This is a genomic window from Burkholderia sp. Bmkn7, from assembly GCF_041103175.1.
In the GTDB taxonomy this organism is placed as follows: domain Bacteria; phylum Pseudomonadota; class Gammaproteobacteria; order Burkholderiales; family Burkholderiaceae; genus Burkholderia; species Burkholderia cepacia.
Window position 1 is genome coordinate 1,705,780 of the sequence record NZ_JBGCUH010000002.1, and the last position, 17,127, is coordinate 1,722,906.

Sequence of the window (17,127 nt, forward strand, 5' to 3'; positions counted from 1 at the left end):
GCGCCGGCAGGCAAGGCGAGGCGAGGCCGGCTTCGTGTGCCGGCCCGTCAGGCGCCGCCCGCGCCGCGCGCGTGACTGTCGTTGGATGCGGGCGCAACGATCTTCGCGAGCGTGGCGGGTGGCGCGGCTTCGGTTTCGGCTTCGCGACGCAGGAACGCGATCAACGGATCGAGCAGCCGGTGCCGCGCGGACGGGTTGCGACGCAGCACGAAGCGCCATGACGCATCGCGTGCGAGGCCCGGCACCAGCGGCACCAGCCGCCCGCTGCGCAGTTCGGGCTCGATCAGCGGCACGCGGCCGAGCGCGATGCCCGCGCCGCCGACCGCCGCGCCGATCACCTGGCTGAAACTGCTGTAACGGACGATCTTCGTCTCGAAGTCGTCCGGCAAGCCGAATTCCGATGCCCAGTTGTGCCAGTCGATCTCGGGGCTGTTCTCGTGCATCTCCTGCAGCAGCCGCGAGCGGCACACGTGCCCCGATGCGTACGGAAACAGCTCGGGGCTGCACACCGGGAACACCGTCTCCCGGATCAGCACGTCGTCGTCGTCCCGCAGCCGGTGCGCGGGCACGTGCACGATCGCCAGATCGACGCCGCTGCGCGCGAAATCCGGTTCGTCGTCGAGCACGACGGCGTGCAGCGGCGTGTCGGGATGAAGCGACGAGAATTCCGCGAGGCGGCGTGCGAGCCACATTGCCGAAAACGGCGCGTTGGCGGAGACGGTGAGCCGTTGCGCGGTGCCGCGAATCTCGGCGCAGGCATCGGTGAGGCGCGACAGCGCATCGCTGACGGCCGGCAGCAGGCGCTCGCCGGCCGGCGTGAGGCCGATGCCGCCGAGCCCCGTGCTGCGTTCGAGCAGCCGCGCGCCGAGCGATTCCTCGAGCGCGCGAATCTGGTGGCTGACCGCGCTCGTCGACACGTTCAGCTCGACCGCCGCGCGCGCGAACCCGCCGAGGCGGACGGCCGCCTCGAAAGCCCGCAACGCGCTGAGGGGAGGGAGGTGCGACATGCCGGGTATTGTAGGTGACTCAACACCCGTTGAAAAATCATCTTTTGCCGCGCGCAGGCGGCGCGGGTAGCCTCGATCCGGTCAAGAAAAAATGCAACCAGACACTACCGGAGGGCTTCATGTATTTCGACCGACGACTATGGGCAATGATGGCGGGACTGCGCTGGCGGGTCGCCGCGGCCGTCGCGCTCGGACTGCTCGCGATGGGTGTCGGGATCCTGCGCTTCGTGTTCCTCGGCCGCGTGCTGGCGCTGGTCTTTTCCGGCGCGCCGGCGCGCAGCATCGGCGAAGCCGTCGTTGCAACGGCGGCCTGCGTGTTGCTGCGCGCGTGGCTCGACCATCGCCGCACGGTGCTCGCGCAGCACACGGCCGGGCGCGTGCAGGCCACGCTGCGCGCGCGGCTGTTCGACCGGATCGCGGCGCTCGGCCCCGCATGGTTCAGCGGCGAACGCACGGGCGGCGTGATGCTGGCCGTCGTCGACGGCGTCGAGCAGCTGCAGACCTTTTTCGGCACCTACCTGCCGCAACTCGTGATCGCCGCCTGCGCGCCGGTGATGATCTTCGCGGTGCTCGCGTGGTGGGACGTGCCGACGGCCGCCATCCTGCTGGTCGCGGCGCTCGTCACGCTGGCGCTGCCGCAACTCGTGCATCGTGCCGACAAGCGCGCGGCGCTCGCGCGCTCGGCCGCGTTCAAGGCGTTCGGCGAGGAGTTTCTCGATGCGGTGCAAGGCCTGCCGACGCTGAAGGCGTTCGGGCAAGGCACGGCGTTCGGCGCGAAGCTGGCCGCGAAGGCGCGCGCGCTGTCCGACAGCACGTTCTGGGTGCTCGCGCTCGGCCTGTTGACGCGGCTCTTCACCGATCTCGGCACCGGCCTCGGCGCGGCCGCCGCGATCGCGGTCGGCGCGTGGCGCGTGCGGCACGGTGACATGAGCCTCGAGGCGCTGCTGATCGTGCTGATGGCCGGCAGCGAGATCTTCCGGCCGCTGCGCGACCTGCGTTCGGTATTGCATCAGGGGATGATCGGCCAGTCGGCGGCGAATGCGATCCACGCGCTGCTCGATGCGCGGAGCCACACGCCTTCCGCCGATGCGCCGCGCGTGCAGGGCCTGCGGCCGGAGATCGCGTTCGACGCCGTCAGCTTCGCGTATCCGGGGCGTCGCGCCGACGCGCATGCGGCGCTGAGCTTCTCGGTTCGCGAAGGCGAGACGGTCGCCATCGTCGGGCCGAGCGGCGCGGGCAAATCGACCATCGTGCGCCTGCTGCTGCGCCAGCACGATGCGCAGGGCGGCGCGGTCCGCATCGGCGGCCGCGACGTGCGGACGCTCGATGCCGGCCAGGTGCGCGAGATGATCGCGGTCGTTGCGCAGGATGCGACGCTGTTCGACGGCAGCGTCGCCGACAACCTGCGGCTCGGCCGCCCCGACGCGAGCGACGCGGACATGATCGCCGCCGCGCGTGCGGCCAACGCGCACGATTTCATCTCGGCGCTGCCGGACGGTTATGCGACGCGCATCGGCGAACGCGGGCTCACGCTGTCGGGCGGCCAGCGCCAGCGCCTCGCGATTGCCCGCGCGCTGCTGCGCGACGCACCGATCCTGCTGCTCGACGAGGCGCTGTCGTCGGTCGACGCGGAGAACGAAGCGTTGATCCAGCAGGCACTCGACCGGCTCACGCGCGGGCGGACCACGCTCGTGCTCGCGCACCGGCTGTCCAGCGTGATCGGCGCCGACCGCATCCTGGTGCTCGACCAGGGGCAGGTGGTCGACGAGGGCACGCACGCGGCGCTGATCGCGCGTGACGGCCCGTATCGCCGGCTGATGGGGCCGCAACTGGAGGCGGTCGCCGAATCGGCCGGCGTGGCGACGACGGCCGGCGCGACCGCGCGTGCGTCGTCCGGCCCGCAGGTGCGGCCGCTGAACGACGATGCGGCGGAGATCGGCTGGCCGGAAACGCTGCGGACGCTGCTGCGGTTCGTGCGGCCGTGGACGGGCAAGGTCGTGCTGACGGTGCTGTTCGGGATCGGCCGCGTGCTCGCGTTCATCGGTGTCGGCGTGATCGGCGCGCTGGTGGTCGGTGCGGTACCGGGCGGCCATGTGAGCCCGGCGCTCGTCACGGCGCTGCTCGTGATCGCGCCGGTGGCGGCCGTGCTGCACTGGCTCGAATCGTGGCTCGCGCACGACATGGCGTACCGGCTGCTCGCGGAAATGCGCATCGCGCTGTTCGCGACGCTCGAACGCCTCGCACCGGCCGGGCTGCTGCGCCGCCGTTCCGGCGATCTCGTGTCGCTCGCGACGCAGGACGTCGAGACCGTCGAGTATTTCTATGCGCATACGCTGGCGCCCGCGTTCGTCGCGGTGCTCGTGCCGGTCGCCGTGCTGGTGCTGCTCGCGTCGGTCGCGTGGCCGCTCGCGCTCGCGCTGCTGCCGTTCCTGTTGTGGGCCGGGCTTGCACCGGTGCTGGCGCGGCGCGAGGTCGACCGGCTCGGCACCGGCGCGCGCGAAGCGCTCGGCCAGCTCGGCGCGCACCTGACCGAGACGATCCAGGGGCTCGCGGAGCTGACCGCGTTCCAGGCCGTCGCGCGCCGGCGCGAAGCGTTCGTGGCGGAAGTCGATGCGTACCGGAAGCAACGCGCCAGGCTGCTCGACGACCTGTCGGCGCAGAGCGCCGCACTGGAAGTCGCGAGCGGGCTCGGCGGGCTGGTCGTCGCGGCGCTCGGCGCGCTGCTCTGCGCGCGCGGCTGGTTTCCGCGCGAGTCGTTGCCGCTGCTGGTGCTGGTCGCGGTGGCCGCCTTCATGCCGGTTGCCGAAATCGGCCAGGTCGCGCGCCAGCTCGCCGACACGATCGCGTCGACGCGCCGCCTGCGCGCGCTGGAGAAGGAGCCCGTGCCGGTGACGGACGGCACGCATGCGCTGCCCGCCGATCCGGCGGTGCGCTTCGAGGCGACGTCCTTCACGTACCCGGGCCGCAGCGTGCCCGCGCTCGACCGCGTGAGCTTCGACGTGCCGCCCGGCAGCACGGTCGCGCTGGTCGGTGCGTCGGGCGCCGGCAAGTCGACGGTCGCGAGCCTGCTGCTGCGCTTCTGGGATCCGCAGCAGGGCCGCGTGACGCTCGGCGGCGTCGACCTGCGCGACCTGCGGCTCGACGACCTGCGCCAGCACATCGCGCTGGTTGCGCAGGATACCTACCTGTTCAACGACACGCTGGAGGCGAACATCCGGCTCGCGGCGAACGACGCGTCCGACGCGGACGTGCAGCGCGCGATCGAGCATGCGGCGCTCGGCGAATTCGTTGCGCGGCTGCCGGACGGGCTCGCGACGCGCGTCGGCGAGCGCGGCGTGCAGTTGTCGGGCGGCCAGCGCCAGCGCGTCGCGATCGCGCGTGCGTTCCTGAAGGATGCACCCGTGCTGATCCTCGACGAAGCGACGTCCCACCTCGACACGATCAGCGAGCAGCAGATCCGCGCGGCGCTGGAAGACCTGATGACGCAGCGCACGTCGATCATCATCGCGCACCGGCTGTCGACCGTGCGTAATGCCGACCTGATCCTCGTGATGGAGCAGGGCCGCGTGATCGAGGCCGGACAGCATGCGGACCTGCTGGCGCGGCAGGGCGCGTATGCGCGGCTCGTGTCGCATCAGGCAAGCGGGGTGGCGGTGTAATCGACGTCGCATCGACGCGCGGGCCTCGCTTCCGGCGGTTCCGCGCGCGTGTCGCAACATTCGTCGAGTCACGCCGGCGGGTGCGTGCGTCGCGGGGGCAGCCACCCCGGCACCGTACCCGATCGCCGACGCTTCACGCTGACAAACCCTATGCGCGGGCCGCGACGATTGTCCGAGCGCCCGCGCGATCCTCCTCCTCTCGTGCGTGACGCCCTGAGCCGCAAGCCGGCCCGGTCACCGCCAACTGCGCCCAGGCGCCGCCGCCGTTCGGCGCGGCGTGATCCGGCCCGGGTGCTTCGCCCCGCGCCACCCTCCCTTTCCTCCGATTTATCCGCGCCGCGCGCCCCGGGTTTGTTTCGATGCATTTATCCGTTGCGCGTTTTTTTGTTGTCGTAGTATCGCGGTTGACAACACTTGTTGCACTAAGGTCTAATTCGACATCGCATGTTGCGGTGCGGCTTGATGTCGTCGTTACCGCCGGCCGGCTGGCCGGTCACATCGCTCAATCATGCGGAGAGAAATCATGAGTCGCCGTTCCTTCCTGAAAGCCGTCGCGGTCGTTGCCGCGCTCGGCGCAAGCCTCGCACACGCGGATAGCAGGACGCTCGTCGTCGGCACCGACACGTCGTTCATGCCGTTCGAGTTCAAGCAGGGCGACAAGTATGTCGGCTTCGATCTCGACCTGTGGGCGGAGATCGCGAAGGACCAGGGCTGGAAATACACGATCCAGCCGATGGATTTCGCGGGCCTGATCCCGGCCCTGCAGACGCAGAACATCGACGTCGCGTTGTCGGGGATGACGATCAAGGAAGAGCGCAAGAAGGCGATCGACTTCTCCGCGCCGTACTACGACAGCGGTCTCGCGGCGATGGTGCAGACCGGCAACACGACGATCAAGTCGATCGACGACCTGAACGGCAAGGTGATCGCCGCGAAGACGGGCACCGCGACCATCGACTGGATCAAGGCGCACCTGAAGCCGAAGGAGATCCGCCAGTTCCCGAACATCGACCAGGCCTACCTCGCGCTCGAAGCCGGCCGGGTCGACGCGGCGATGCACGACACGCCGAACGTGCTGTTCTTCGTGAACAACGAAGGCAAGGGCAAGGTGAAGGTCGCGGGCCAGCCGGTCAGCGGCGACAAGTACGGGATGGGTTTCCCGAAGGGCAGCCCGCTCGTGCCGAAGGTCAACGCGTCGCTCGTGAAGATCAAGGCCGACGGCCGCTACGCGCAGATCTACAAGAAGTGGTTCGGCGCCGAGCCGCCGAAGATGTAAGCGCGGCGGCGCACCATGGCGCGGCCGGGCGGCCGCGCCGGTCTTGAATCGAACGGGGAGCGACAAGTGAATTTCGATTGGTCGGCGATCTGGGCGGCGTTGCCGGACCTGATGGACGGGGTCCGGTTGACGGTGTTCATCGCATTTTTCGGGCTGGTGGGCGGCTTCATCGTCGGGATGATCGCGGGCATGTTCCGCGCGTACGGACCGAAGGCGATGAACGTGCTCGCCCAGGTTTATATAGAGTTGATTCGCGGCACGCCGATCGTCGTGCAGGTGATGTTCCTGTACTTCGCGCTGCCGCTGCTCGCGCATATCCGCATCGACGGCCTGACGGCCGCGATCATCGCGATCACGGTGAATTCCGGCGCGTATCTCGCGGAAGTGGTGCGCGGCGCGCTGCTGTCGATCCCGAAGGGGCTGACGGAAGCGGGGCTCGCGATGGGGTTGTCGATGCCGCGCGTGCTGCTGAAGGTGGTCGGGCCGCTCGCGTTCCGGCGGCTGATTCCGCCGCTCGGCAACCAGTGCATCGTGAGCCTGAAGGACACGTCGCTGTTCATCGTGATCGGCGTCGGCGAACTGACGCGCAAGGGGCAGGAAATCATCGCGGGCAATTTCCAGGCGGTCGAGATCTGGAGCGCCGTGGCCGTCATCTACCTGCTGCTGACCGGCGCGATGACGCTGACGCTGCGGCTCGTCGAAAAGAGGATGAGAATTCTATGAGCATGATCGAATTCCAGAACGTGTCGAAGAGTTTTGGCCCCGTGCCGGTGCTGAAGCACATCGACCTGAAGATCGACGCGGGCGAGGTGGTCGTCGTGATCGGCCCGTCCGGCTCGGGCAAGTCGACGATGCTGCGCTGTATCAACGCGCTCGAGAAAATCACCGGCGGCGAACTGCTCGTCGACGGCCAGAGCGTGCGCGGCAACGCGACGACGATCCGCAACATCCGGCTCGAAGCCGGCATGGTGTTCCAGCAGTTCAACCTGTTTCCGCAAATGACCGCGCTCGAGAACGTGATGTTCGGGCCGATCCAGGTGCGCGGCGCGTCACGTGCCGACGCACGCGACCAGGCGATGGCGCTGCTCGACAAGGTCGGCCTCGAATCGCGTGCGAATCATTACCCGTCGGAGCTGTCGGGCGGCCAGCAGCAGCGCGTCGCGATCGCGCGCGCACTCGCGATCCGGCCGCGGCTGATGCTGTTCGACGAGCCGACGTCGGCGCTCGATCCGGAATTGCGCCACGAAGTGCTGAAAGTAATGCAGGATCTCGCCAACGAAGGGATGACGATGATCGTCGTCACGCACGAGATCGGCTTCGCGAAACGGGTCGGCACGCGCCTGCTGTTCATGGATCAGGGCGGCATTGCCGAGGACGGCCATCCGGTCGACCTGATCGACCGGCCGCCGACCCCGCGCCTGAAGGAATTCCTGAAACACGTGTCCTGAACGAAACCGAAATGGCCGACATGCCGCTTTCCCTTACTCCTGTCATCGCCGGTGCGCCGTTCGACATCGGCGTGCGCCTCGGCGAACTCGCCCGTCCCGTGTTCGACGCGTACATGCAGCAGAGCAGCGCGTGGCAGGCCGTACGCCGCTGGCGCGGCCATCCGTTCGTCGATGCGCTGCGGCAGGCGGCGCTGGCCGCGTACCCCGATCTCGTCGCGGAACTGGACGGGATCGCGGCGGGTGTCGGCTGGCCGGCCGAGGACATCTTCCTGTGGAACTGCCGCGGCGAGCTGATCCACAACGCGCCGGACGGTTGCACGACGCTGGCCGCGCGCGATGCGGCCGGCACGCGCTGGATCGCGCACAACGAGGACGGCGATCCGTTCCTGCGCGAACGCTGCCTGCTCGTCGACGTGCAGCCCGACGGCAAGCCGGGCTTCGTCAGCTTCTACTACCCGGGCTCGCTGCCGGGGCACACCTTCGCCGCTAACCGGGCCGGCATCGTGCAGGCGATCAACAACCTGCGGATCAGGACGCCCGCGTCGGGCGTGCCGCGCATGATCCTCGCGCGCGCGGTGCTCGATGCGGCGTCGCTCGACGAGGCCGCCGACGTGCTGCGCGTGAATGCACGCGCGAGCGGCTTTCACCATACGCTCGGCGCGACCGGCGACACGCGGCTGCTGAGCATCGAGGCGAGTGCCGCGCGCTGCTCGGTCGTCGACGTGGCGACGCTGGCCGGGCACGCGAACCATCTCGTGCATCCGGGCTGTGAAGCAGAGGCGCAGATCGTCACGCAATCGTCGGCCGACCGCCAGCGCCGCGTCGACGCGCTCGTGCCCGGGATCGACGCGATCGATGAAGCCGCGCTGCTGCGCGTGCTCGGCGATCGTGCACCGGAAGGGTTGCCGATCTACCGCGACGATCCTGCGGACCCCGACGACGAAAATACGCTGGCCACGGCCGTGTTCGCGATCGACGCGGCGTCGATCGACGTCACCATTCACCAACAAGGCACGCAGCGTTTCGCGACACGCATCGTGCCGTCCGGACGCGCGCACGACGCATCCTGATCCATGAGGCAACGCATGACGACCGTTTTCCATCGCGCTCCGCGCGCCACCTTGCCCGTCGCCGTCGCAGGCGACGGCATCGAGATCATCGACTCGACCGGCAAACGCTATATCGACGCGTGCGGCGGCGCGGCCGTTTCGTGTCTCGGCCACAGCAACCAGCGCGTGATCGATGCGATCAAGCGGCAGGCGCAGCAACTGGCCTACGCGCACACGTCGTTCTTCACGACCGACGTGGCCGAGGAACTCGCCGACCGGCTCGTCGAAGCCGCGCCGGCCGGCCTCGAACACGTGTATTTCGTGTCGGGCGGCTCCGAGGCGGTCGAGGCCGCGCTGAAGCTCGCGCGCCAGTATTTCGTCGAGAAGGGCGAGCCGCAGCGCCGCCATTTCATCGCGCGACGCCAGAGCTATCACGGCAACACGCTCGGCGCGCTCGCGATCGGCGGGAATGCGTGGCGGCGCGAGCCGTTCCTGCCGCTGCTGATCGAGGCGCACCACGTGAGCCCGTGCTTTGCCTATCGCGACCGGCAGGCCGGCGAAACCGACGAAGCGTACGCGCAGCGTCTGGCCGACGAACTCGAGCAGAAGATCGTCGAGCTCGGCGCGGACAACGTCGCGGCGTTCGTCGCGGAGACGGTGGTGGGCGCAACGGCCGGCGCAGTGCCGCCGGTGCGCACGTACCTGAAGAAGATTCGCGCGGTGTGCGACAAGTACGGCGTGCTGCTGATCCTCGACGAGATCATGTCGGGGATGGGCCGCACGGGTTACCTGTACGCGTGCGACGAAGACGGCGTCGCGCCCGATCTGCTGACGATCGCGAAAGGGCTCGGCGCCGGCTACCAGCCGATCGGCGCGACGCTGGTGAGCGACCGCATCTACCGGACGATCGTCGACGGCTCGGGTTTTTTCCAGCACGGCCACACGTACCTCGGCCATGCGACCGCGTGCGCGGCCGCGCTCGAAGTGCAGCGCGTGATTGCCGAAGAGAAGCTGCTCGACAACGTGAAGGCGCGCGGCGAGCAGTTGCGTGCGTCGCTGCGCGAGCATTACGGCGCGCATCCGCATGTGGGTGACGTGCGCGGCCGCGGGCTGTTCGTCGGCGTCGAGCTCGTGCGCGATCGCGACACCAAGGCGACGTTCGATCCCGCGCTGAAGCTGCACGCGGCGGTCAAGCGCGAAGCGATGCAGCGCGGGTTGATGGTGTATCCGATGGGCGGGACGATCGACGGCGTTCACGGCGATCACATCCTCGTTGCGCCGCCTTTCATTTGCACCGCGCAGCAGATCGACACGATCGTCGAGCGGCTGTCGGGCGCGATCGACGCGGCGCTCGCGTCGGCCGGCGCGTAAGTGCATTCGTTGAACGTTCTCCGGAGATCGCCATGACCAACAGACTGCCGCCGTTCGATCCCGCGTCGGCCACCGACGCCCAGAAGGCCGTGCTGGCCGACATTCTCAGCGGCCCGCGCGGCAACCTGAACGGGCCGTTTCTCGGCTGGATCGCGAGCCCCGAACTGGCCCAGCACGCGCAGAAGCTCGGCGCGTTCTGCCGCTATCGCACGGGCCTGCCGCTGCGCCTGTCGGAACTCGCGATTCTCGTGACGGCCGCGCGCTGGCGCTCGCAGGCCGAGTGGCACATCCACCATCCGATCGCGCTCGAAGCGGGGGTGCCGGCCGCGACGGCCGACGCCATTCGGCTCGGCGTCGCGCCCGCATTCGAATCGGACGACGATGCGCTGATTCATGCGTTCGCGAGTGAGTTGTACGACACGCGGCGCGTGAGCGACGCGACGTTCGCGCGGGCGCAGGCGCGCTTCGGCCACGAAACCGTCGTGAATCTCGTTGCATTGCTCGGCTACTACGCGCTCGTCGCGATGACGCTGAACACGTTCGGCATGCGTGCGGACGGGCAGACCGAATTGCCGTTTCCGGAGTAAGGGCGGCGTTCCGGCCGTGCCGGAGCGGGGCGGCGATACGTCTGACGAACATCGTGACGACCTGCTCCCGGCACAATGCAACCAAATGTATTCGTGCGGGATCGACGGCCGATCGCAGCGTATGATGGCTTGTTCACGTCGACATGATCGGTGAGCAAGCATGACGAGTACCCGCAAGACCTTGATGATCGCCGGTGGGCTCCTGGTAGCCGCGGCCGGCACTGCCTACGTGATGCTCCTGCGCGCGGACCACCGTGCGATCGAAGATTCGGGCATCGGCGATTCCGCCGCGCCGGTTGCCGTGGCACCCGCGAACAACGATCACGCGGTGCAGGGCGCCATCGCGCCGCCGGCCCCGGCGGCCCCGGCGGCCCGGGCCGATACGGCATCGAAGCAGGCAGCCGTTTCCCCGCAGCCGCCCGCCCCGGCAACGCCCGCACCTGCACCCGCGCGTGTCGGTGCCGCACCCGCATCCGTCCCCGCCGTTCCTGTCGTGAGCGAGAAAGCGCAGCCGAGCGCACCGGCGCCGAAGGTCAACGTCGTGACCGTCGATGCGCAGGATTCGACCCCGCCGGCCCCGGCGCCGGCTGCGAAACCTGCGCAGCCGGTCGCCCCCGCGCAGGTCACGCAACGCGCACCGCGCAAGCGCGACGGTCTCGAACGCCACGCGGCCGCCGCGCCTTCCGCCACGAAATCCGAAACGCCGGAGACGGCCGCGCTCGTGAGGGAATCGGCGAAGCTCGACCCGTCGTTGCCGCCGCCGCCGATGTCGTCGACATCATCGATATCGTCGAGCACCGGTTCGTACCGGCAGGGCGGTTCATCGTCGGGCGCGAACCCGGTTGCCGCTGCGATGACCGAGCAACTGGTCAGGCAGTCGAGCAGTGTCAAGGCGTCGCCCTCGGCAAATAGCGATTCGACTGCGACCAAGTAAGCCGCGCAACTCGAGCGTGATGCTTGCGAACGTGATCGAACGGACGTGCGATGACGCGCAATGCCAATACACGATGACGTTTGACGCGAAAGTTGCGGGAATGCGACTCGTCAGTTAAGGGCGATTCGCTATTCGTCTGCGCCTCCAGGCGTCGACACAAAAAAGGGCCCCGCACGCCGACCAAAGCATGCGGGGCCAAGAGAGACAAACTGTTGTGCCGATGTGCGACGCGCGTTACGCGGCGACCGCTTCCTCGGCCTGCGGTTGCGCGGCGGCCACCGGTGCGACGTCCTGCCGGATCAGGTGGTCGAACGCGCCAAGCGATGCCTTCGCGCCTTCACCCACCGCGATCACGATCTGCTTGAACGGCACCGTCGTCACGTCGCCGGCCGCGAACACGCCCGGCACCGACGTCGCACCGCGCGCATCGACGACGATCTCGCCGTGCTTCGACAGTTCGACCGTACCCTTCAGCCATTCGGTGTTCGGCACGAGGCCGATCTGCACGAACACGCCTTCCAGATCGATGCGCTGCGTGTCGCCCGAGCGCAGATCCTTGTAGACGAGGCCGTTCAGCTTGCTGCCGTCGCCGGTCAGCTCGATCGTTTGCGCCTGCGTGACGATCGTGACGTTCGGCAGGCTGCGCAGCTTGCGCTGCAGCACTTCGTCCGCGCGCAGTTGCGCACCGTATTCGATCAGCGTGACGGCCTTCACGATGCCGGCGAGGTCGATCGCGGCCTCGACGCCCGAGTTGCCGCCGCCGACCACCGCGACACGCTTGCCCTTGAACAGCGGGCCGTCGCAGTGCGGGCAGTACGCGACGCCACGGTTGCGGTATTCACGCTCGCCGGGCACGTTGATTTCGCGCCAGCGTGCGCCGGTCGCGAGGACGATCGTCTTCGCCTTCAGCACCGCGCCGTTCGCGAGGCGGATCTGGTGCACGTCGCCCGGAATCAGCGCGTCGGCACGCTGCACGTCCATGATGTCGACGTCGTACTGCTTCACGTGCTGCTCGAGCGCGGTCGCGAACTTCGGCCCTTCGGTTTCCTGCACCGACACGAAGTTTTCGATTGCCATCGTGTCGAGCACCTGGCCGCCGAAACGCTCGGCGACCACGCCCGTCGCAATGCCCTTGCGTGCCGAGTAGATGGCGGCTGCCGCGCCCGCCGGGCCGCCGCCGACGATCAGCGTATCGAACACCGGCTTGTTTTCGAGCGACTTCGCGGCACGTGCGCTGGCGCCCGTGTCGAGTTTTGCGAGGATTTCCTTCACGCTGCTGCGGCCCTGGCCGAACGAGGCGCCGTTCAGGAACATCGTCGGCACGGCCATGATCTGGCGCGACTCGACTTCATCCTGGAACAGCGCGCCGTCGATCGCGACGTGGCGGATACGCGGGTTGATCAGCGACATCACGTTCAGCGCCTGCACGACTTCCGGGCAGTTCTGGCACGACAGCGAGAAGTACGTTTCGAACGCGTAGTCGCCGTCGAGCGCGCGGATCTGTTCGACCACGTCGTCGTCGAGCTTGATCGGGTGGCCGCCCGTCTGCAGCAGCGCGAGCACGAGTGACGTGAATTCGTGGCCCATCGGGATGCCGGCGAAGCGGATGCCGGCCGGCTTGCCGGGCTCGCCGATCGAGAACGACGGCTTGCGCTCGGCATCGTCGCGGCGTTCGGTCACGGTCACGCGATCCGTCAGCGACGCAATCTCGTTCAGCAGCGCCAGCAGTTCCTGCGATTTCGCGCCGTCGTCGAGCGAAGCGACGAGTTCGATCGGGCGCGTGATTTTTTCGAGGTACGCTTTCAGTTGGTTCTTGAGATTGGCGTCGAGCATGGCGTTTCGGATTCCGTATTGATGATTCTGGTCGGGCACGTCGTGCCGGAGGAGGGCGCGGGCCGCATGCGGCGGCGGCCCGTCTTCGTGTGTCTCGCGCGCCTCGGGCGAGGCGCGCGGAGCGATCGTCAGATCTTGCCGATCAGGTCGAGCGACGGGGTCAGCGTTTCCGCGCCCGGCGTCCACTTGGCCGGGCACACTTCACCCGGGTGCGCCGCGATGTATTGCGCGGCCTGCACCTTGCGCAGCAGTTCGCCTGCGTCGCGGCCGATGCCGTTGTCGTGGATTTCGCACAGCTTGATCTCGCCTTCCGGGTTGATCACGAACGTGCCGCGCAGTGCCATCCCTTCTTCCTCGATCAGCACGTCGAAGTTGCGCGACAGCGTGAGCGTCGGGTCGCCGATCATCGGGTACTTGATCTTGCCGATCGTGTCCGACGTGTCGTGCCATGCCTTGTGCGTGAAGTGCGTGTCGGTCGACACGCCGTAGATTTCGACACCCAGCTTCTGGAATTCCGCGTAACGGTCGGCGAGGTCGCCCAGCTCGGTCGGGCAGACGAACGTGAAGTCGGCCGGGTAGAACACGACGACGGACCACTTGCCCTTGAAGTTCTCTTCCGAGACGGGCACGAAGTCGCCGTTGTGGTAAGCGGTTGCCTTGAACGGCTTGATTTGGGTGTTGATGATCGGCATCTGGAGAGTTCCTTTGCTTCAGTGGTGAGTGGAGTGTTGCCAGTATCCGGGTTCACCCTGAGCTTGTGAAATTGCTTGTTTCAATCCGGGGCATCGGGAATTTCTATCTGCTTCCGGCCCTTGATTGCGTTGGGCTTGGGGGGCTTGTGAGGCGGTGGGCGGATAGCCGACGAATGCGGGTTGACAGCGGGGCAGTTTGGCGTGATGCGCCAGCGCGAGGGGCTGGCACATTGCGTGCGCAGGATGGTCGTCTCGCGCGTTCGTATCAGGTGCTGCGGGAGGGCCGAGTTCCGGCGCATACAACGGGCTCGGACTCGGAGGTGACTTGGCGCTGACTCAGAGCTTGTAGGGCACGCGAACGCCGGGTTCGGTGGCAGGGAAGTCCTTCGTGTTGCGCGACACGAGCAGTAGACCGTTCACTTGTGCCGATGCCCAGACGATTGCATCGGGAAGGCGTATGCGGCGTTCCTTGCGGATTGTCACGGCACGATTCGCAACCGGGCTGTCCAGTGCGATGACATCGAACGACGACAGCCACGCGCGGATGGGTGCCTCGTCCTGTGCGGACGTGCCGACCAGGACCTCCATCCACGAGATCGTGCTGATCGCCCGATAGTCGTAGCGGCCCAGTTCCGCACGAGCGGATTCCACGCCGCCCAGATAGTCGATCAGGATGTTGGTATCGAAGAGAGCTTTTACCATTCCGAGCGCAGTTCTTCCTGATAGGTGAGCCCGTCGACCTTGCGATCTTTCCAGAGACCGAAGACGTCGTCGGCAAGCCGGTGCTTGTGCAAGGCAATATAGGCATCGATTGCGTCGCGGATGATTGCGGCGCGGGGACGATGTTGAGTCTCGACGATGACGGCCAACTCGTCGAGTTGGCCGTCCGACAGATCGACCAGAATTCGGCTCATGATAGCCTCCGATATATGATATGCATATCATATATACCAGATCTTTCGGCCGCAAGACGATAGCAAGCGAATCGGCGCAGCGTACCCCGCTCACATCCCCGCCATCTTCCTCAGCCACTCCGCCAGCCGCCGCGCCCCGTCCGGCATGTCCGCGTCCTCGCGCGTACACAGGTAGTAATCGCGCCCGTCGTCGAGCGCGTGATCGAACAGTTTCACGAGCTCGCCATTCGCCAGTTCGCGCTCGACCAGCGGCGCGCGCAGCAATGCCGCGCCGAGATCCGCGCGCGCGGCGCTCAGCGTCAACTGGCCGTCCTCGAACATCGGCCCCACCGCGTGCGACACGTGCCGCACGCCCGCGCCCTGCAGCCAGTTGACCCACGTGCTGCGATCCTCGTCGTGCACGAGCGGCGCGCGCGCGAGATCGGCCGGCGTGCGGAACGGCCCGTGGCGCTTCAGGAACGATGGGCTGCACATCGGCACCATCGCGCCCGGAAGCAGGCGTTCGCAGCGATAGCCGGGCCAGTCGCCGGTGCCGAAGCGGATCGACAGGTCCGACGCATCGCTGCGGTAGTTGCGGTGATGCGCGTACAACACGGTGACGTCGACGTCCGTGTTGTCGGCCAGGAACGCATGCAGCCTCGGAATGAACCAGCCGATGCCGAGCAACGGAATCAGGCTGACGGTGATCTGCCGCAGCGACGAGCGGTCGCGCACGAAGCGCGTCGCGCTGCGCAGCACCGAGAACGCGGCGCTGATCGAGCGGTAGTAATCGCGGCCTTCGTCGGTGAGCGCGAGCAGCCGGCCCTCGCGCACCGTCAGCGGCGTCTGGATGAACGCTTCGAGCAGCTGCAGCTGATGGCTGACCGCCGACGGCGTGATGTCGAGCTCGCCCGCGGCGGCGGTCACCGACCCGAGGCGCGCGAAAGCTTCGAACGCACGCACCGCGCGCAGCGGTGGATCGTGCGGCAATTGTTCGATATTTTTCATGTGTCGAATTTTATCGAAAAATCAGGGTAAGCGACAACACAAAAATATCCTGTATTTACAGTGATATAGGTTAATGTGTGGCCAGCGATATAAGCATCCAACAATTGGGTATTTGGGGTTTGGGTGCTCAATATTTAATATTTTTCATGTTTTGATTCGATCCACCCATCCCCGCACATGAAAATCGCTTTCCTCCACGCCACCCTCGCATTCTCGGCGGCCGCCCTGGTCGCTTCCGTTCCCGCCTTCGCGCAATCCGCGCCGCAGACGGTCCTGATCGGTCTCGCCGCGCCGCTCACCGGCCCGTCCGCGCGGATCGGCAAGGACTTGCAGAACGGCGCGCAACTCGCGATCGACGATGCGAACGCGAAGCATCCGACCATCGGCGGCAAGCCGGTCGTCTACAAGCTCGTCGCGGCCGACGATCAATCGGATCCGCGCACGGCCGTCGCGGTCGCGCAGCAACTCGTCGACCAGCACGTGATCGGCGTCGTCGGCCACTGGAACACGGGTTGCAGCGTGCCGGCATCGCGCGTCTACCGCGATGCGGGCATCCCGCAGATCGCGCCGGCGTCCACCGGCCATCAATACACGCAGCAGGGTTATGCGACGGCCTTCCGCATCATGGGTCACGACGATGCGGGCGGCAACTTCACGGGCGCGTATGCGGTGAAGACGCTGAAGGCGAAGCGTATCGCGGTGATCGACGATCGCACGTCGTTCGGCGCGGGGCTCGCCGACCAGTTCATCAAGGGCGTGCAGGCGAACGGCGGGGCGATCGTCGATCGCCAGTACGTGAACGACAAGACGACCGATTTCAGCGGTGTGCTGACCGCGATCAAGGGCAAGCGCGCGGATCTCGTGTTCTTCGGCGGCCTCGATGCACAAGCGGCGCCGATCGCGCGCCGGATGCGCCAGCTCGGCGTGAACGCGCCGTTGCTCGGCGCGGGCGGCTTCGTGAGCCAGACCTTCCTGTCGCTCGCGGGCAAGGACGGCGACGGCGTGACGGCGCTCGAACCGGGCCTGCCGCTCGACCGGATGCCGGGCGGCAAGGCATTCGACACGCAATACCAGGCGCGCTTCCGTGCGCCGATCGAACTGCATGCGCCGTTCGCGTACGACGCGGCGGCCACGCTGATCGCGGCCGCGCAGAAGGCCGGCACGACGCAGCCGGCGAAGCTGGTCGCGGCGGTGCGTGCGATCGACCGGCCCGGCGTGACGGGGCGGATCGCGTTCGACGGCGAAGGCAACCTGAAGGACCCGGCCTTCACGATCTACCAGGTGCGCGGCGGCAAGTGGACCGTCGTCGACGTGCTCGGCGGCTCGCGCACCGCAACCAAGTAAGCGAAACGACACGGCGCGACACAGCG

15 protein-coding genes are annotated in these 17,127 nt (G+C 67.6%); 9 read left to right on the plus strand and 6 right to left on the minus strand.

All coding sequences use genetic code 11. The features are described 5' to 3' along the window. Positions 1-47 precede the first annotated feature (47 nt). Positions 48-1,007: a LysR family transcriptional regulator gene (locus tag AB3K92_RS13630; protein ID WP_042976269.1), complete on the minus strand. Its 960-nt coding sequence runs from the start codon at positions 1,005-1,007 to the stop codon at positions 48-50. A 119-nt stretch (positions 1,008-1,126) separates the two neighbouring features. Here AB3K92_RS13630 and AB3K92_RS13635 point away from each other — a divergent pair, with 119 nt between their 5' ends. From AB3K92_RS13635 to AB3K92_RS13670, 8 genes are all read left to right on the plus strand, one after another. After that, the gene (locus tag AB3K92_RS13635; protein ID WP_369465251.1) at positions 1,127-4,666 is read left to right on the plus strand and encodes an ATP-binding cassette domain-containing protein; all 3,540 of its coding nucleotides are present in this window, start codon (positions 1,127-1,129) and stop codon (positions 4,664-4,666) included. Positions 4,667-5,189: 523 nt separating this feature from the next. Beyond that, a complete protein-coding gene (glnH, locus tag AB3K92_RS13640) occupies positions 5,190-5,942 on the plus strand; it encodes a glutamine ABC transporter substrate-binding protein GlnH (protein WP_369465252.1) in 753 nt (250 codons plus the stop codon). Between the two features lie 15 nt (positions 5,943-5,957). Next, positions 5,958-6,665: a glutamine ABC transporter permease GlnP gene (gene glnP / locus AB3K92_RS13645; RefSeq protein WP_021160890.1), complete on the plus strand. Its 708-nt coding sequence runs from the start codon at positions 5,958-5,960 to the stop codon at positions 6,663-6,665. Then, on the plus strand, positions 6,662-7,390 hold the full coding sequence (glnQ, locus tag AB3K92_RS13650) for a glutamine ABC transporter ATP-binding protein GlnQ (RefSeq protein WP_369465253.1): 729 nt from the start codon (positions 6,662-6,664) through the stop codon (positions 7,388-7,390). The genes glnP and glnQ overlap by 4 nt, the downstream gene beginning before the upstream one ends. A 20-nt stretch (positions 7,391-7,410) precedes the next feature. Next, positions 7,411-8,460, plus strand: a complete 1,050-nt coding sequence (locus AB3K92_RS13655; protein ID WP_369465254.1) for a C45 family autoproteolytic acyltransferase/hydolase — start codon at positions 7,411-7,413, stop codon at positions 8,458-8,460. A gap of 15 nt (positions 8,461-8,475) precedes the next feature. After that, positions 8,476-9,810 (plus strand): aspartate aminotransferase family protein, encoded by a 1,335-nt coding sequence (locus AB3K92_RS13660; protein WP_048026022.1) that lies wholly within the window; start codon positions 8,476-8,478, stop codon positions 9,808-9,810. Between the two features lie 32 nt (positions 9,811-9,842). Beyond that, positions 9,843-10,397 carry a carboxymuconolactone decarboxylase family protein gene (locus AB3K92_RS13665; protein WP_060226381.1) on the plus strand — a complete coding sequence of 185 codons (555 nt, stop codon included), beginning with the start codon at positions 9,843-9,845 and terminating at the stop codon, positions 10,395-10,397. 160 nt (positions 10,398-10,557) lie between these two features. After that, entirely contained in the window at positions 10,558-11,331 is a 774-nt protein-coding gene (locus AB3K92_RS13670; RefSeq protein ID WP_369465255.1) for an extensin, read from the plus strand. Positions 11,332-11,565: 234 nt separating this feature from the next. Here the strand turns inward: AB3K92_RS13670 and ahpF are convergent, their stop codons facing one another. From ahpF to AB3K92_RS13695, 5 genes are all read right to left on the minus strand, one after another. Further along, positions 11,566-13,164: an alkyl hydroperoxide reductase subunit F gene (gene ahpF, locus AB3K92_RS13675; protein ID WP_059492406.1), complete on the minus strand. Its 1,599-nt coding sequence runs from the start codon at positions 13,162-13,164 to the stop codon at positions 11,566-11,568. 128 nt (positions 13,165-13,292) lie between these two features. After that, on the minus strand, positions 13,293-13,856 hold the full coding sequence (gene ahpC / locus AB3K92_RS13680; RefSeq protein ID WP_006488685.1) for an alkyl hydroperoxide reductase subunit C: 564 nt from the start codon (positions 13,854-13,856) through the stop codon (positions 13,293-13,295). A gap of 336 nt (positions 13,857-14,192) precedes the next feature. Further along, complete coding sequence (locus AB3K92_RS13685) at positions 14,193-14,558, minus strand: type II toxin-antitoxin system VapC family toxin (RefSeq protein ID WP_021160897.1); 366 nt, start codon at positions 14,556-14,558, stop codon at positions 14,193-14,195. Then, positions 14,552-14,770 carry a hypothetical protein gene (locus tag AB3K92_RS13690; RefSeq protein WP_021160898.1) on the minus strand — a complete coding sequence of 73 codons (219 nt, stop codon included), beginning with the start codon at positions 14,768-14,770 and terminating at the stop codon, positions 14,552-14,554. The genes AB3K92_RS13685 and AB3K92_RS13690 overlap by 7 nt, the downstream gene beginning before the upstream one ends. A 90-nt stretch (positions 14,771-14,860) precedes the next feature. After that, positions 14,861-15,757 (minus strand): LysR substrate-binding domain-containing protein, encoded by an 897-nt coding sequence (locus tag AB3K92_RS13695; protein ID WP_048026027.1) that lies wholly within the window; start codon positions 15,755-15,757, stop codon positions 14,861-14,863. A gap of 177 nt (positions 15,758-15,934) precedes the next feature. Here AB3K92_RS13695 and AB3K92_RS13700 point away from each other — a divergent pair, with 177 nt between their 5' ends. Beyond that, positions 15,935-17,101 (plus strand): branched-chain amino acid ABC transporter substrate-binding protein, encoded by a 1,167-nt coding sequence (locus tag AB3K92_RS13700; protein ID WP_060341559.1) that lies wholly within the window; start codon positions 15,935-15,937, stop codon positions 17,099-17,101. Positions 17,102-17,127 lie beyond the last annotated feature (26 nt).

Bases quoted from the DNA above. Each gene is read 5' to 3' on its own strand.
- AB3K92_RS13630 (WP_042976269.1), bottom strand. From the start codon at position 1,007: ATGTCGCACCTCCCTCCCCTCAGCGCGTTGCGGGCTTTCGAGGCGGCC.
- AB3K92_RS13635 (WP_369465251.1), top strand. From the start codon at position 1,127: ATGTATTTCGACCGACGACTATGGGCAATGATGGCGGGACTGCGCTGG.
- glnH (WP_369465252.1), top strand. From the start codon at position 5,190: ATGAGTCGCCGTTCCTTCCTGAAAGCCGTCGCGGTCGTTGCCGCGCTC.
- glnP (WP_021160890.1), top strand. From the start codon at position 5,958: ATGGCGCGGCCGGGCGGCCGCGCCGGTCTTGAATCGAACGGGGAGCGA.
- glnQ (WP_369465253.1), top strand. From the start codon at position 6,662: ATGAGCATGATCGAATTCCAGAACGTGTCGAAGAGTTTTGGCCCCGTG.
- AB3K92_RS13655 (WP_369465254.1), top strand. From the start codon at position 7,411: ATGCCGCTTTCCCTTACTCCTGTCATCGCCGGTGCGCCGTTCGACATC.
- AB3K92_RS13660 (WP_048026022.1), top strand. From the start codon at position 8,476: ATGACGACCGTTTTCCATCGCGCTCCGCGCGCCACCTTGCCCGTCGCC.
- AB3K92_RS13665 (WP_060226381.1), top strand. From the start codon at position 9,843: ATGACCAACAGACTGCCGCCGTTCGATCCCGCGTCGGCCACCGACGCC.
- AB3K92_RS13670 (WP_369465255.1), top strand. From the start codon at position 10,558: ATGACGAGTACCCGCAAGACCTTGATGATCGCCGGTGGGCTCCTGGTA.
- ahpF (WP_059492406.1), bottom strand. From the start codon at position 13,164: ATGCTCGACGCCAATCTCAAGAACCAACTGAAAGCGTACCTCGAAAAA.
- ahpC (WP_006488685.1), bottom strand. From the start codon at position 13,856: ATGCCGATCATCAACACCCAAATCAAGCCGTTCAAGGCAACCGCTTAC.
- AB3K92_RS13685 (WP_021160897.1), bottom strand. From the start codon at position 14,558: ATGGTAAAAGCTCTCTTCGATACCAACATCCTGATCGACTATCTGGGC.
- AB3K92_RS13690 (WP_021160898.1), bottom strand. From the start codon at position 14,770: ATGAGCCGAATTCTGGTCGATCTGTCGGACGGCCAACTCGACGAGTTG.
- AB3K92_RS13695 (WP_048026027.1), bottom strand. From the start codon at position 15,757: ATGAAAAATATCGAACAATTGCCGCACGATCCACCGCTGCGCGCGGTG.
- AB3K92_RS13700 (WP_060341559.1), top strand. From the start codon at position 15,935: ATGAAAATCGCTTTCCTCCACGCCACCCTCGCATTCTCGGCGGCCGCC.